The sequence below is a fragment of the Pseudomonas sp. PS01297 genome, assembly GCF_029959305.1.
Lineage (GTDB): Bacteria > Pseudomonadota > Gammaproteobacteria > Pseudomonadales > Pseudomonadaceae > Aquipseudomonas > Aquipseudomonas helleri.
Map to the genome: position 1 here is coordinate 13,177 of NZ_JASCPQ010000045.1, position 13,459 is coordinate 26,635.

The 13,459-nt window shown below is 57.8% G+C and carries 13 protein-coding genes and 4 tRNA genes; 13 read left to right on the forward strand and 4 right to left on the reverse strand.

Translation table 11 applies throughout. From position 1 onward, the window contains the following. Nucleotides 1-4 precede the first annotated feature (4 nt). Entirely contained in the window at nucleotides 5-952 is a 948-nt protein-coding gene (gene ispH, locus QMX84_RS14800; RefSeq protein ID WP_048388074.1) for a 4-hydroxy-3-methylbut-2-enyl diphosphate reductase, read from the forward strand. On the opposite strand, the gene QMX84_RS14805 is transcribed toward ispH, so the two are convergent. Beyond that, nucleotides 949-1,488, reverse strand: a complete 540-nt coding sequence (locus QMX84_RS14805; RefSeq protein ID WP_282364142.1) for a GspH/FimT family protein — start codon at nucleotides 1,486-1,488, stop codon at nucleotides 949-951. The two genes, ispH and QMX84_RS14805, sit on opposite strands and share 4 nt — an antisense overlap. Before the next feature lie 232 nt (nucleotides 1,489-1,720). On the opposite strand from QMX84_RS14805, the gene pilV reads away from it, so the two are divergent. The 5 genes from pilV to thiO are packed head-to-tail and all read left to right on the forward strand — an operon-like array spanning nucleotide 1,721 to nucleotide 4,951. Next, entirely contained in the window at nucleotides 1,721-2,161 is a 441-nt protein-coding gene (gene pilV, locus QMX84_RS14810) for a type IV pilus modification protein PilV (protein ID WP_282364143.1), read from the forward strand. After that, nucleotides 2,158-2,853 (forward strand): prepilin-type N-terminal cleavage/methylation domain-containing protein, encoded by a 696-nt coding sequence (locus QMX84_RS14815; RefSeq protein WP_123751292.1) that lies wholly within the window; start codon nucleotides 2,158-2,160, stop codon nucleotides 2,851-2,853. The genes pilV and QMX84_RS14815 overlap by 4 nt, the downstream gene beginning before the upstream one ends. A gap of 8 nt (nucleotides 2,854-2,861) precedes the next feature. Then, entirely contained in the window at nucleotides 2,862-3,404 is a 543-nt protein-coding gene (locus QMX84_RS14820) for a PilX N-terminal domain-containing pilus assembly protein (protein ID WP_282364144.1), read from the forward strand. A gap of 10 nt (nucleotides 3,405-3,414) precedes the next feature. Further along, nucleotides 3,415-3,816: a type IV pilin protein gene (locus tag QMX84_RS14825; RefSeq protein WP_048367354.1), complete on the forward strand. Its 402-nt coding sequence runs from the start codon at nucleotides 3,415-3,417 to the stop codon at nucleotides 3,814-3,816. 34 nt (nucleotides 3,817-3,850) lie between these two features. Then, nucleotides 3,851-4,951: a glycine oxidase ThiO gene (gene thiO / locus QMX84_RS14830; protein WP_282364145.1), complete on the forward strand. Its 1,101-nt coding sequence runs from the start codon at nucleotides 3,851-3,853 to the stop codon at nucleotides 4,949-4,951. A 139-nt stretch (nucleotides 4,952-5,090) separates the two neighbouring features. Here the strand turns inward: thiO and QMX84_RS14835 are convergent, their stop codons facing one another. Next, the gene (locus tag QMX84_RS14835; RefSeq protein ID WP_048367351.1) at nucleotides 5,091-5,321 is read right to left on the reverse strand and encodes a PP0621 family protein; all 231 of its coding nucleotides are present in this window, start codon (nucleotides 5,319-5,321) and stop codon (nucleotides 5,091-5,093) included. Between the two features lie 117 nt (nucleotides 5,322-5,438). Continuing rightward, complete coding sequence (locus QMX84_RS14840; protein ID WP_048367350.1) at nucleotides 5,439-6,452, reverse strand: outer membrane protein assembly factor BamD; 1,014 nt, start codon at nucleotides 6,450-6,452, stop codon at nucleotides 5,439-5,441. A gap of 148 nt (nucleotides 6,453-6,600) precedes the next feature. On the opposite strand from QMX84_RS14840, the gene rluD reads away from it, so the two are divergent. The 7 genes from rluD (at nucleotide 6,601) to QMX84_RS14875 (ending at nucleotide 11,702) form a co-directional block, all read left to right on the forward strand. Next, nucleotides 6,601-7,563, forward strand: coding sequence for a 23S rRNA pseudouridine(1911/1915/1917) synthase RluD (gene rluD, locus QMX84_RS14845; RefSeq protein WP_048367800.1), 963 nt, complete (start codon nucleotides 6,601-6,603; stop codon nucleotides 7,561-7,563). Beyond that, the gene (gene pgeF / locus QMX84_RS14850; protein ID WP_282364146.1) at nucleotides 7,560-8,294 is read left to right on the forward strand and encodes a peptidoglycan editing factor PgeF; all 735 of its coding nucleotides are present in this window, start codon (nucleotides 7,560-7,562) and stop codon (nucleotides 8,292-8,294) included. Before rluD ends, pgeF begins: the two co-directional genes overlap by 4 nt. 120 nt (nucleotides 8,295-8,414) lie before the next feature. Continuing rightward, a complete protein-coding gene (gene clpB, locus QMX84_RS14855; protein ID WP_282364147.1) occupies nucleotides 8,415-10,982 on the forward strand; it encodes an ATP-dependent chaperone ClpB in 2,568 nt (855 codons plus the stop codon). 307 nt (nucleotides 10,983-11,289) lie between these two features. After that, nucleotides 11,290-11,365: transfer RNA gene (locus tag QMX84_RS14860), tRNA-Asn, on the forward strand. A gap of 9 nt (nucleotides 11,366-11,374) precedes the next feature. Beyond that, nucleotides 11,375-11,451 (forward strand) — tRNA-Pro (locus QMX84_RS14865). A 5-nt stretch (nucleotides 11,452-11,456) separates the two neighbouring features. After that, nucleotides 11,457-11,532: transfer RNA gene (locus QMX84_RS14870), tRNA-Lys, on the forward strand. A 93-nt stretch (nucleotides 11,533-11,625) separates the two neighbouring features. After that, nucleotides 11,626-11,702 (forward strand) — tRNA-Pro (locus tag QMX84_RS14875). A 228-nt stretch (nucleotides 11,703-11,930) separates the two neighbouring features. On the opposite strand, the gene QMX84_RS14880 is transcribed toward QMX84_RS14875, so the two are convergent. Then, nucleotides 11,931-13,457, reverse strand: coding sequence for an amino acid permease (locus tag QMX84_RS14880; protein WP_282364148.1), 1,527 nt, complete (start codon nucleotides 13,455-13,457; stop codon nucleotides 11,931-11,933). Nucleotides 13,458-13,459 lie beyond the last annotated feature (2 nt).

Genomic DNA, 13,459 nt, shown 5'->3' on the forward strand with positions numbered 1-13,459 from the left:
CAGCATGCACATCAAACTCGCCAACCCCCGTGGCTTCTGCGCTGGGGTGGACCGAGCGATTGAAATCGTCAATCGCGCTCTGGAAGTCTTCGGTCCGCCTATTTATGTTCGCCACGAAGTGGTGCACAACAAATTTGTGGTCGAAGACCTGCGCTCCCGTGGCGCGATCTTTGTTGAAGAGCTGGACCAGGTGCCGGATGACGTCATCGTGATTTTCAGTGCCCACGGCGTTTCCCAGGCCGTGCGTACCGAAGCGGCAGGCCGTGGCCTTAAAGTGTTCGATGCCACCTGCCCGCTGGTGACCAAGGTGCACATCGAAGTGGCACGCTACAGCCGCGATGGCCGTGAGTGCATCCTGATCGGCCACGCCGGGCACCCGGAAGTCGAAGGCACCATGGGGCAGTACGACGCGAGCAATGGCGGTGCGATTTATCTGGTTGAAGACGAAAAAGATGTCGCCAACCTGCACGTCAACAACCCCGAAAAACTCGCGTTTGTGACTCAGACCACCTTGTCGATGGACGACACCAGTCGTGTGATCGACGCGCTGCGTTCGCGCTTCCCGGCCATTGGCGGCCCGCGCAAGGACGACATCTGCTACGCCACGCAAAACCGCCAGGATGCGGTCAAGCAACTGGCCGACGAGTGCGACGTGGTCTTGGTGGTGGGCAGCCCGAACAGTTCCAACTCCAACCGCTTGCGCGAGCTGGCTGAACGCATGGCCACCCCGGCTTACCTGATTGATGGCGCCGAAGACCTGCAAAAAAGCTGGTTTGACGGTGTACAGCACATTGGTATTACCGCAGGGGCGTCGGCGCCTGAGGTACTGGTGCGCGGTGTGATTCAGCAGTTGCATGCCTGGGGCGCAACAGGGGCAGACGAACTGGCTGGCCGCGAAGAGAACATCACCTTTTCGATGCCTAAAGAACTGCGCGTTCGCTCCCTGATTTAAGCCATGGCGCACAATGCCTGCGTCGCTTGATCGCTGCGCAGGCTGATGCGACCGCTCTTGGCGAGTACCACCTGGTAGTGGCTCAGAGTGGTGTCGGCCTGGCAAATATGTAATGTTCCCGCCTGAAATGCCCCGCCACTTAATAACGGTTCGCCCAGCGGGTTGAACCGTACGTAATGTTTTACCGGCGTATTACCGGCAATCGGTATTTGCGCGTTGCCTTGCCTGTGGGCAAGTACCGGGTTGCTCTCATCCAGGTGCCCCCGGCCGCTCTTATCCAGAATAATCCTCCAGCCTTTGCTCCAATCGTCTTCCAGCGCGTGTACCACTACATAGTTGTGGCGGACCAGCGCCTCGGTGCGCGCATTGCGCAAACCGCTGGCCAATTGTTCGGCCGCGACCTGACGGCGTTGCTGTTCAACCAGAACGCCGTAGGCCGGGCCGGCGAATTGCGCGGTAATCGCGACAATCGCCAGCGTGAACAACAGGTGGATCATGCTCATGCCGTGTTGGTACACGTTGTCCTCCTTGGTCATGCCTTCGCGCACTCCTTGCGCTTGTATTGGTATAGCTCAGCTATGACGGGTGCTGCTCACGCAACGATTTCAGCATGTTTAAAGCGTTATCAGGGTTAGGTAGCTGACCTGAATGGACGATTAGTCCCGGTGCTTTACCAGCCAGATCCTACAAACATGGCCCGTGTGCAGGGCTAGGCTTTTGGCAGGTCGACACAGGATGTGTCGGCGAGTGAAGGCCAGGGTGGCGTACATGAATCGATCGGATAAACGCCGGCAAAGTGGAGTCACCTTGATTGAGGTGCTGGTGGCGACGGTTATTTTGGCCAGCGGGCTGCTGGGGGCTGCCGCCGTACAGCTGAATGCGCTGAAACACACCGACAGCGCGTTAATGACCACCCAGGCCAGTTTTATTGCCTACGACATGCTGGATCGTATTCGCGCAAACCCTGCTGCAGATTACGCCGGGTCGTCTGCCGGAGTGGGGCTGCACAGTGTGCTGGGCCAGGATTTGAGTGACTTCAAACGCAATGTTCGCCAATTCGGCGGGGCAAGTGCCAAGGGCAGCATTGCGATCAATGAGCGTGAGGTGGCCATCACACTGGAATGGGATGACAGGCGCCCCGGGGAGTCGCTGCAAACATTCACCCTGACCAGCCAGATTGCATCCGGGTTCGCGGTGGGTGCCTCATGACACGCTGCAATGCCGGGTTTGGTCTGCTAGAGCTGCTGATTGCCCTGGCGCTGGGCGTGCTGCTGGTGTCGGGGGGCACTCAGGTTTTTTTAAGTGCTCGTGAGACTTACCTTGCGCAGTATGCCGCCGCCATCGCCCAGGAAGACGCCCGTTTTGTACTGAGCAAAATCGCGCAGGAAATTCGCATGATTGGCATGTTTGGCTGCCTGTCGACAGACAGCATCATCAATGCGCCTGCGGTGTTCCAGACGCCTGTTTCATGGCAGGGCGCAGCGGGTTCCAGGTCGTGGCGGTTCGTCAGTGGCGATGTCGGCCTGCAGGGCGCCCGGCCGGACTGGACGGTGGTGTCAGACTGTAAACGTTATGCACAGGCCTATGCCGGGCAGCCTGGGCCGCTTGAACCCGGTGAAACCGCCTTTGCATTACGTAACGTTGTTTACTGGTTTGAGAACGGGCAGCTCAAGACTGGCCCGGGTAAAGCGGTGCTGCTGGATAACGTGGCGGCGTTTGAGGTGACGTTTGGTGTCGCCAGTTCGGCAGCGGGGGCATCGGTTCAGCGCTATGAACAAAGCCCAAGTAGTTTGGCCAGTATCCGCAGCCTGAAAATAGCCCTGACACTGCGCGATCCCAAGGCACGGGTAAAGGATCAGACCTACCACCTGGTGGTGGCCCTGCGTAATCGGCTGGGTTAGGGGGAGTTATGCGTGATTACCCGCGTAAACAGTCGGGCATGGTCCTGTTGGTTTGCCTCACATTGTTGCTGTTGCTCAGTGTGCTGGGGCTTACCTCCTTACAGAGCGCCGTGCAGCAAGAAAAAATGGCGGGCAGTGTGTGGTTTGCCAATCACTCGTTTCAGGCCGCGGAAACGGGGCTGCGCATGGGCGAGGCGCAGGTGCAGACGCAGTGGCGTGAGCTGCTGGTATGCAGCGCGCCGGCTCAATGCGTGCCGCCTTTGTCGGCCCGCACGCAGGTCTTGCCCGGCCTGGACCCGCAGTCCGGTGTGCTGTGGCTTAAGGCGCCTGATGGCGTGTTCGGTATTCAAAGCCTGGGTGTGGGCGTAACGCCTGCACACTTGCCGGGTATTGCTTCAGCGCACTTTTACCGTGTGACTGCCGTTGGGGCGCGCGGCCCTTCACGTACGGTGCTGGAGAGCGTTTATGCGCGTTATCAGCCAACAGACAGCGAGGCGGGCGAACCCGTACGTCAGCAGTTTCGACGCATCATGTGGCGGCAAATCCAGTAAGGGCAACGGTATGAAAAGGTATGGAGCAGGGTTCACGTTGATGGAGTTGATGATCGTGGTGGCGATCATCGGCATCCTTGGCGCGTTCGCGTATCCGCTTTACAGCGACTCAGTGAAGCGCGGCTATCGCGCTCAACTTGTATTGCTGTTGTCAGAGCAATCCCAAAGTCTTGAGCGTTTTTATACGAAAAAAGGTTTATACAGTGGGGCGGAAAATGTCAGCCCGGGTAATCAGCACTACCTGATGACCTATGAGCTCGCCGATCACACCTACCTGTTGACGGCGACACGTCGAGCAGACTCGCCCATGGCGGGAGACGCCTGTGGTGACTACACGTTGAACCACGTGGGCCTGGCAGCCAATACAAACGCCGCCCCGGACCTGACAAGGCAACAGTGTTGGGGGCGCTGACGATTAATGTGCATTTTTTGAGCTGAGTGGATAGATGGCTAAGCAGCAACGAGTGGTGATTGTAGGCGGTGGCGTGATCGGGCTTCTGACGGCGTTTAACCTGGCGGCGGAGGTTGAACACGTGGTTTTGCTGGATCGCAGTGGCGTCGGGCAAGAGTCTTCATGGGCGGGCGGCGGGATTGTCTCGCCGCTGTACCCTTGGCGCTACAACCCGGCCGTCACGGCGTTGGCACATTGGTCTCAGGACTTTTATCCACAACTGGCCGACCGGCTGTTCACCACCACCGGTGTTGATCCAGAAGTCCACACCACCGGTTTGTACTGGCTAGACCTTGAAGACGAAGAGCAAGCGCTGGCGTGGGCGCAGCGTGAAGGTCGTCCTTTGAGCGCTGTTGAGATTCCGGCAGTTGAACAGGCCGTGTCCGTGCTGGGCGGTGGTTACTCGCGGGCGATTTACATGGCGGATGTGGCGAACGTTCGTAACCCGCGGCTGGTGAAGTCACTGAAAGCGGCGCTGCTCGCCATGGCGAACGTGACGATCCATGAGCACTGTGAAGTTCAGGGGTTTATCCGTGAGGGCAGCACCATTGCCGGTGTGAACACCGCGCAGGGTGAGATTCGCGGCGACCACGTGGTGTTGTCAGCGGGTGCCTGGAGCGGCGAGTTGCTGGGCCTTTTGGGCCTGGAGCTGCCAGTAGAGCCGGTAAAAGGGCAGATGATCTTGTACAAGTGCGCGCCTGATCTGCTGTCGAGCATGGTCTTGGCAAAAGGCCGTTATGCGATCCCGCGCCGGGATGGGCATATCCTGATTGGCAGTACGCTCGAACACGAAGGCTTTGATAAAACGCCAACTGACGTAGCGCTTGAAAGCCTTAAGGCTTCGGCTGTTGAACTGATTCCTGCGCTGGCTGACGCCGAGTTGGTTGGGCATTGGGCAGGCCTGCGACCGGGCTCGCCCGAAGGCATTCCGTACATTGGCCGGGTGTCAGGGTTTGACGGGTTATGGCTTAACTGCGGGCACTACCGTAACGGCCTGGTGCTGGCGCCAGCGTCGTGTCAGTTGTTTGCCGACCTGCTGCTGGGCCGTGAGCCGATTATCGACCCGGCGCCGTATGCGCCGACCGGGCGGATTTAAAGCACACCAACCCGTAGCCGTTGACGAGCCTTGCGAGGCTACGTCCGGCTGCGCAGCAGTCGTAAAACCAAGATCAAAAGATCGCGAGGCAAGCTCGCTCCTACAAGGGTGTGACCACCATTGGAGCGAGCTTTTGGCTTTAGCGGGGGGCTTGTGGCCCTTGCTGCAGGTGCTCTTGCGAGCAGAACCATTGCTGCTGTTTGCTCAGGGCGCGATCGCGGGGCAGGTGCACGCCGCAGTGGGCGCAACGCACCATCGGTTGTGCGCCCGGGTCGGCCGGTTTTTTAGGCGCCTGGAGGCTGGCTTTGTATTTGCGCCAGAACCACACGCCAGCCGCAATCAGAGCAGCCCAGATCAGTAAACGAAGCATGGTTATCCGCTATTCGAGAAAAGGTCAGCCAGTTTAGCCAAGGACTTGGCGGGCGCACAGCGGCAAATCATAGACAAAAAAAGAGCCTCGAAAGGCTCTTTTTTAATTGCCGAACAATCAGTCGAACAGACCAAAGGTCATGTAGCTGAACCACGAGCGGCTTTTGCTGGTGTCTTCCGGGTCTTCGATGATGTTGCCATCAGCGTCTTTGGCTTTGAGTTCCGACGGAATCGCGTCCTTGGCATCCTGGTATTGCTTCTGGATGTCGAGGTTGGCGCGGGTTTCACCCGGAGGCAGCGGTGTCGACGACTCGATCAGGCCCAGAGTGGCCTTGCTCAACCACGAACGGTTGTCAGACTCGGAAACCTGCGGCACAAACTCGCCGTTCACCAGGCTTGGGTGGTTCGGGTAGTTGTCCTTGAGCACTTCAAGGCTGGTGGCAGCCAGTTGGTCGAGGTGCATGCGCTGGTAAGACTCAACCATCACCGCCAGGCCGTCACCGACCGAAGGGGTTTCCTGGAAGTTCTCAACCACATAACGGCCACGGTTGGCAGCTGCGACATAAGCCTGACGAGTCAGGTAGTAGTCGGCCACGTGGATTTCGTATGCCGCCAGCAGGTTACGCAGGTAAATCATGCGTTGCTTGGCGTCAGGAGCATAACGGCTGTTCGGGAAACGGCTGGTGAGCTGGGCGAACTCGTTGTAGGAGTCGCGTGCAGCGCCCGGGTCACGCTTGGTCATGTCCAGCGGCAGGAAGCGCGCCAGCAGGCCAACGTCCTGGTCAAACGAGGTCAGGCCCTTGAGGTAGTAGGCGTAGTCGACGTTTGGATGCTGCGGATGCAGGCGAATAAAACGCTCGGCAGCGGACTTGGCTGCTTCCGGTTCGGAGTTTTTATAGTAGGCGTAGATCAGTTCGAGCTGTGCCTGGTCGGCATAACGGCCGAACGGGTAGCGCGACTCTAAAGCCTTCAGCTTGGCGGTGGCACTGGTATAGCTGTTGTTGTCCAGGTCGGCCTGCGCCTGCTGGTACAACTCGACTTCGCTCAAGTTTTCGTCAACGACTTCTTTTGTCGACGAGCAAGCGGCGGTCAGTGCGAGGATGGCGATCAGCAGCAGGTGTTTCACTTGCATGGCGGCTTGCGTCCCTATGACGGCCGCTGTCTTGGGCGGGTCCGTCCTGTTATGATGAGCGCCCCGTGAAAAGCCTCGGGGCAAAAGACGCCGTATTTAACCACAAGCGCGCAGCCGAAACCAAAGGCTTGGCGCGGTCCTGATGAGCATGTCCGAGAAAATTCAACTTCGCGAAGAGGTGCCGTCCGAACTGGGTGGCCAACGCCTCGATCAAGTCGCCGCACAATTATTCGCTGAGCACTCGCGCTCGCGCCTTTCCGCCTGGATCAAAGACGGCCGCCTTACAGTGGACGGAGCCGTCATACGCCCTCGTGATATCGTCCACGGGGGTGCCATCCTGGAGCTGACTGCCGAGCAGGAAGCACAGGGTGAATGGGTCGCCCAAGACATCCCTCTGGATATCGTTTACGAAGACGATGACATTCTGGTGATCAACAAGCCTGCGGGCCTGGTGGTGCACCCGGCTGCCGGTCACGCCGACGGTACGTTGCTCAACGCCTTGCTGCACCACGTGCCGGACATTGTGAATGTGCCGCGTGCGGGGATCGTGCATCGCCTCGACAAAGACACCACCGGTCTGATGGTGGTCGCCAAGACTATCCAGGCGCAGACACAACTGGTTGCACAGTTGCAGAGCCGCAGTGTCAGCCGTATTTATGAGTGCATCGTGATCGGTGTCGTCACCGCCGGGGGCAAGATCAACGCGCCCATCGGCCGTCACGGCCAGCAACGCCAGCGCATGGCGGTGATGGAAGGCGGCAAGCAGGCGGTGAGTCATTACCGTGTGCTTGAGCGTTTCCGTTCCCACACCCATGTGCGGGTCAAGCTCGAAACCGGTCGCACGCACCAGATTCGTGTACACATGGCACACATTAACTTCCCGTTGGTCGGAGACCCTGCCTATGGCGGTCGCTTCCGTATCCCGCCGGCAGCGAATGTGAACATGGTCGAATCGCTTAAAAACTTCCCGCGCCAGGCCCTGCATGCGCGTTTCCTCGAGTTGGATCATCCGACGAGCGGTGTACGCATGAGCTGGGAATCGCCATTGCCGGACGACTTTACCTGGTTGCTGACCCTGCTTAAGCAAGACCGTGAGGCTTTTATCGGATGAACACCTTCCTGATTCCTGACTGGCCCGCGCCGGCAGGCGTCAGGGCCTGTGTGACCACCCGTGCGGGCGGCGTGAGTGTGGCGCCGTTCGACAGCTTCAATCTGGGCGACCATGTGGGCGACGACCCCGTCGCCGTTGCACATAACCGCCATCGCTTGACCCATATTTTTGACGTACAGCCCGCTTGGCTTAGCCAGGTTCACGGGGTTGTCGTTGCGCCTGCCACCCCCGGCCAGATCGCAGAGGCCGATGCTAGCTGGACAGCCACCCCCGGCATTGCCTGTACGGTAATGACGGCTGACTGTTTGCCTGCCTTGTTCTGTGATCGCGCAGGCACTCGCGTCGCTGCGGCCCATGCCGGTTGGCGCGGGCTGGCAGCCGGTGTGCTTGAAGCGGCGGCGCAAAGCCTCGATGTTAAGCCTCAGGACATACTGGTCTGGCTTGGCCCGGCCATCGGCCCCAAGGCTTTTGAGGTCGGCGGCGAAGTGCGTGAGGCCTTTGTAAAAGACCTGCCCGACGCCGCTGCGGCTTTTGTTCCGAGCATCAATGAAGGCCGCTACATGGCCGACATCTATGAGCTGGCGCGCTTGCGTCTGGCCCGCTGCGGCATTACGGCGGTGTATGGCGGCGGTTTCTGCACCGTCACCGACCCACGTTTTTTCTCCTACCGGCGCAGCTCTCGCACTGGCCGTTTCGCCTCACTGGTCTGGATCGAAGCGCCTGCCAGTTGACGTACATCATTTTCTATACGCTTGAAACTCTCGAAACCGCCCGCATCTACTAAGGTATCTGGCAGGTTTCTTCATTCAGGAGTTTCCATCCCTCCGGCCTGCTCATAAGGAAGGTGACGAATGCGTATAGATAGATTAACCAGCAAGTTGCAATTGGCGTTGTCCGATGCCCAGTCATTGGCCGTTGGTCATGACCATCCGGCTATTGAGCCTGTGCACTTGATGCAAGCTTTGTTGGAACAGCAGGGCGGTTCGATCAAGCCGCTGCTGATGCAAGTCGGTTTTGATGTAAACAGCCTGCGTAAAGAGCTGACCAAAGAGCTCGACCAACTGCCAAAAATTCAGAATCCAACCGGCGACGTGAATATGTCGCAGGACTTGGCGCGTCTGTTGAATCAGGCAGATCGTCTGGCGCAGCAAAAAGGCGATCAGTACATCACCAGCGAGCTGGTCGTGCTGGCCGCGATGGACGACAACAACAAGTTGGGTAAATTGTTGCTGAGCCAGGGCGTAACCAAAAAAGCCCTGGAAAACGCCATCAATAACCTGCGTGGCGGCGAAGCGGTCAACGATCCAAACGCTGAAGAGTCGCGTCAGGCGCTGGATAAATACACCATCGACCTGACCAAGCGTGCGGAAGACGGCAAGCTCGACCCGGTGATTGGCCGTGACGATGAGATCCGTCGCACCATTCAGGTCTTGCAACGCCGGACCAAAAACAACCCGGTACTGATCGGTGAGCCTGGCGTCGGTAAAACCGCAATTGCCGAAGGTTTGGCGCAGCGGATCATCAATGGCGAAGTGCCGGATGGTCTTAAAGGCAAACGCCTGCTGTCGCTGGACATCGGTGCACTGATTGCCGGTGCCAAGTTCCGTGGCGAGTTTGAAGAGCGTCTGAAAGCAGTGCTCAACGAGCTGTCGAAACAGGAAGGGCAAGTCATTCTGTTTATCGACGAACTGCACGTCATGGTCGGTGCCGGTAAAGGCGAGGGCGCCATGGATGCGGGCAACATGCTCAAGCCAGCGTTGGCCCGGGGCGAGCTGCATTGCGTCGGTGCGACCACGCTCAACGAGTACCGCCAATATATAGAGAAGGACGCAGCGCTTGAGCGTCGCTTCCAGAAAGTGCTGGTCGATGAGCCCAGTGAAGAAGACACCATCGCGATTCTGCGGGGGCTGAAAGAGCGCTATGAAGTGCACCACAAGGTGGCGATCACCGACGGTGCGATCATTGCGGCGGTCAAACTCAGCCATCGCTACATCACTGATCGGCAGTTGCCTGACAAGGCGATCGACCTGATGGACGAAGCGGCCAGCCGCATTCGCATGGAGATCGACTCCAAGCCCGAAGTGCTGGACCGTCTTGAGCGCCGCTTGATTCAACTAAAGGTTGAAGCCCAGGCGCTGAAGAAAGAAGAAGATGAGGCGGCGAAAAAACGTCTCGAGAAACTGCAGGAAGAAATCGAGCGCCATGAGCGTGAGTATTCTGACCTGGAAGAAATCTGGACCTCGGAAAAAGCCGAAGTGCAGGGCTCTGCCCAGATCCAGCAGAAAATCGAGCAGGCTCGCCAAGAGCTGGAAGTGGCACGCCGCGGTGGCAACCTCAGTCGCATGGCCGAGTTGCAGTACGGGATCATTCCCGACCTGGAACGCAGCCTGCAAATGGTCGACGAGCACAGCAGCCAGACTGAGAACCAGTTGCTGCGCAGCAAAGTGACCGAAGAAGAAATTGCTGAAGTCGTCTCGAAGTGGACCGGTATCCCCGTGTCGAAAATGCTCGAAGGCGAGCGCGAAAAACTCATGAACATGGAAAACCTGTTGCATGAGCGCGTGATTGGTCAGGACGAGGCCGTGGTGGCCGTGGCGAACGCGGTACGTCGTTCGCGGGCTGGCTTGAGTGACCCGAACCGTCCAAGCGGCTCGTTCATGTTCCTGGGCCCAACCGGTGTCGGTAAAACCGAGTTGTGCAAGGCGCTGGCCGAGTTCCTCTTTGATACTGAAGAGGCAATGGTACGGATCGACATGTCCGAGTTCATGGAGAAACATTCCGTGGCCCGACTGATCGGTGCGCCACCAGGGTATGTGGGTTACGAAGAAGGCGGTTACCTGACCGAAGCGGTACGGCGCAAGCCTTACTCGGTGGTGCTGCTGGACGAAGTCGAGAAGGCGCACCCGGATGTGTTCAACGTGCTGCTGCAAGTGCTTGAAGACGGTCGCCTGACTGACAGCCATGGCCGTACGGTGGATTTCCGCAACACGGTGATCGTGATGACCTCCAACCTGGGCTCTGCACAGATCCAGGAACTGGTCGGTGATCGTGAAGCACAACGGGCTGCGGTGATGGATGCGGTGAGTACGCACTTCCGTCCGGAGTTTGTGAACCGGATCGACGAAGTGGTGATCTTCGAGCCTCTGGCACGTGATCAGATCGCGGGCATTGCCGAGATCCAGCTGGGTCGTCTGCGCAGCCGTCTGGCTGAGCGTGACCTGACGCTGGAACTGAACCAGGATGCCTTGGACAAGTTGATCGCTGTAGGTTACGACCCGGTGTATGGCGCACGGCCACTCAAACGTGCGATCCAGCGCTGGATCGAAAACCCGCTGGCACAACTGATTCTTTCGGGTCAGTTCTTGCCAGGCACCACGGTAGTGGCCAGTGTGAAAGACGACGAAATCGTCTTCGCATAAGGCTCAAGGCCCGTGTTTTAAGGAAGGCCTCACTGAGTGAGGCCTTTTTTTACTTAGGGTGTTGATCTGTAAGGAAAACGCTTGTAAGATGCGCCCCGCAGTAAGTCACCCGCAACGGCAACTTGGCCCAAACCGAGAAGCCCATTAGAAGACCTAAATCATTGTCTTCTAAGGAAAAAAAAGGGTTGACAAGGGTTTGAAAGGTTGTAAAATGGCCCGCCTCAGAGACGCCAACGCAGCGATGCGATGAAGTCAAAGAGAGCTGCAAAGATGTAAAGCAGTAACGTTGTAAATTGAAACAAATAGTTCCGCGATAGCTCAGTTGGTAGAGCAAATGACTGTTAATCATTGGGTCCCTGGTTCGAGTCCAGGTCGTGGAGCCAGTTTCAAGCCGGGGTATAGCGCAGTCCGGTAGCGCGCCTGCTTTGGGAGCAGGATGTCAGGAGTTCGAATCCCCTTACCCCGACCATTTTTGGGTCGTTAGCTCAGTTGGTAGAGCAGTTGGCTTTTAACCAATTGGTCGTAGGTTCGAATCCCACACGACCCACCATTTTTGGCTCCAGTTCGCTGGAGCTAGATCTTAAGATCAGAGGCCAAAAGCGCTGATCGCAGAAGGCGCCTCTTGAAGGTGCCTTTTTTTTACCGGGGTATAGCGCAGTCCGGTAGCGCGCCTGCTTTGGGAGCAGGATGTCAGGAGTTCGAATCCCCTTACCCCGACCATTTTCTGCCCGGCAGTAATGGGTGTGAAAAATCAGGCACTGATGCCAATCGCATCAGAGGCCATAAAAAAAGCGTCCTTCGGGACGCTTTTTTTATACCTGTAGAAACCCCCGCCCTTCGCGACCGTGTAGCCGCTGCCGCAGGCTGCGATGGACCGCATAGCGGTCCCGTTTTAAACCGAAGGCCCTTCGGGCCTTATCGCAGCCTTCGGCAGCGACTACAGGCCCATCAAGCCTTCGCGGCCTTGGCGTCGGCGTCCTGCAGATCTTGCAAGGCCGCTGAATATTGATCGGCTTCGGCTTTTGGCACCATCTGCCATGACGGCTTACGCACCGCATAGAAGATGAACGGCGGCACGCCAGCAATCACCAGCCCGATCAACAAGACCCCTGCGTACTCGAAAAACGGCATGCTGCTGAAGTTATTCGGCGGGATAAAGCCGAACACCAGCGCCACACACGTCGAGAACAACCCCAAATAACACCAGCCATGCAGCCCTTTAAGGACATAGCCGCGTTTAACGTTGGGCTGGGTTTTACGCAGCTTCATGGCGGACAGGAACATAAACACATAAATAATCAGGTACATCAGCGCCGCCATCGCACTGATCATCCAGAACGCATCGGACACGTTGTCGATAAAGATGTAAATCGTTGAGAGCAACGTGACGATTACGGCCTGCAGATACAAAATATTTTTCTGCACGCCTTTTTTGTTCACTTCTTGCAGTACGGGCGGGAGCATCCCGGCCTTGCCCACAAACAACAGACCCGTCGAAGGCCCCGCCGTCCAGGCCAATACCCCGCCCAACGCACCGATAATCAGCAAAATCGCCATGATCGGCGTCGCCCACGGCATGTTGAACCCTGCAAAGAAAGCGGCATAGGCCTGAATCACACCGGCCGTGAGGCTGGTTGAGTCAGCCGGTACGACCAGCGAAATCGCCACGGTCGGTGGGATGAACACCAGCAGGATCATAAAGAAGGCCAAAAGAATCGCACGCGGCATTTCTTTTTGCGGATTGCGCAATTCGCGGGCGTGGATGGCGTTCATTTCGATACCGGCAAACGCCAAAAAGTTACTCACAATCAACACCAGGCCGGTAATCACTCCGGTGAACTCGCGCCACAAGTCGGAGTGCAGGTTGTGTGGGCCCGCCTTAACCGTGGTGGTGTCGAAAATGGCCGGGATCAGCGCATCCAGAGTTAATGGCGCCGCAGACTTGTGCCCTAGTACCAGCCAGGCCACGCCCAGCAATACCAGCACGGCAGCAGGCAGGGCCGTGCCCAGCAGCATGAACCAGGATGTGAGTTTGGACAGCGCACCCAAGCCGTTAAGCGCGACAAACGTTGATAACCAATACAACACGATGATCACCGCCGCCGTGAACACCCCGCTTTTAGCCAGGTCCGGGTTGATCAAGTAAGCCATAGTACTGGCCGCAAATCCGAGCACGATGGGGTACCACACCACCACCTGTACCCACATGAACCACATGATGAAAAAGCCCGGACGGTCGCCGTACGCCTGCCTCACCCAGCCGTAAATGCCGCCGTTCCAGCCGGTGCCCAGTTCCGAGGCCACCAGTGACACGGGGATGAAGAACAACAGGGCCGGAATCACATACAGAAAAATCGAGCCCAGGCCATAAACAGCCATGGTCGGTAGTGAACGGATACTGGCAACAGCGGCCACCATCATGAAACAGATGGTGAGCCATGACATGTAAGTTTTTGCTTTGCTGGTCGTAGCCATTT

Bases quoted from the DNA above. Each gene is read 5' to 3' on its own strand.
- ispH (WP_048388074.1), top strand. From the start codon at position 5: ATGCACATCAAACTCGCCAACCCCCGTGGCTTCTGCGCTGGGGTGGAC.
- QMX84_RS14805 (WP_282364142.1), bottom strand. From the start codon at position 1,488: ATGACCAAGGAGGACAACGTGTACCAACACGGCATGAGCATGATCCAC.
- pilV (WP_282364143.1), top strand. From the start codon at position 1,721: ATGAATCGATCGGATAAACGCCGGCAAAGTGGAGTCACCTTGATTGAG.
- QMX84_RS14815 (WP_123751292.1), top strand. From the start codon at position 2,158: ATGACACGCTGCAATGCCGGGTTTGGTCTGCTAGAGCTGCTGATTGCC.
- QMX84_RS14820 (WP_282364144.1), top strand. From the start codon at position 2,862: ATGCGTGATTACCCGCGTAAACAGTCGGGCATGGTCCTGTTGGTTTGC.
- QMX84_RS14825 (WP_048367354.1), top strand. From the start codon at position 3,415: ATGAAAAGGTATGGAGCAGGGTTCACGTTGATGGAGTTGATGATCGTG.
- thiO (WP_282364145.1), top strand. From the start codon at position 3,851: ATGGCTAAGCAGCAACGAGTGGTGATTGTAGGCGGTGGCGTGATCGGG.
- QMX84_RS14835 (WP_048367351.1), bottom strand. From the start codon at position 5,321: ATGCTTCGTTTACTGATCTGGGCTGCTCTGATTGCGGCTGGCGTGTGG.
- QMX84_RS14840 (WP_048367350.1), bottom strand. From the start codon at position 6,452: ATGCAAGTGAAACACCTGCTGCTGATCGCCATCCTCGCACTGACCGCC.
- rluD (WP_048367800.1), top strand. From the start codon at position 6,601: ATGTCCGAGAAAATTCAACTTCGCGAAGAGGTGCCGTCCGAACTGGGT.
- pgeF (WP_282364146.1), top strand. From the start codon at position 7,560: ATGAACACCTTCCTGATTCCTGACTGGCCCGCGCCGGCAGGCGTCAGG.
- clpB (WP_282364147.1), top strand. From the start codon at position 8,415: ATGCGTATAGATAGATTAACCAGCAAGTTGCAATTGGCGTTGTCCGAT.
- QMX84_RS14880 (WP_282364148.1), bottom strand. From the start codon at position 13,457: ATGGCTACGACCAGCAAAGCAAAAACTTACATGTCATGGCTCACCATC.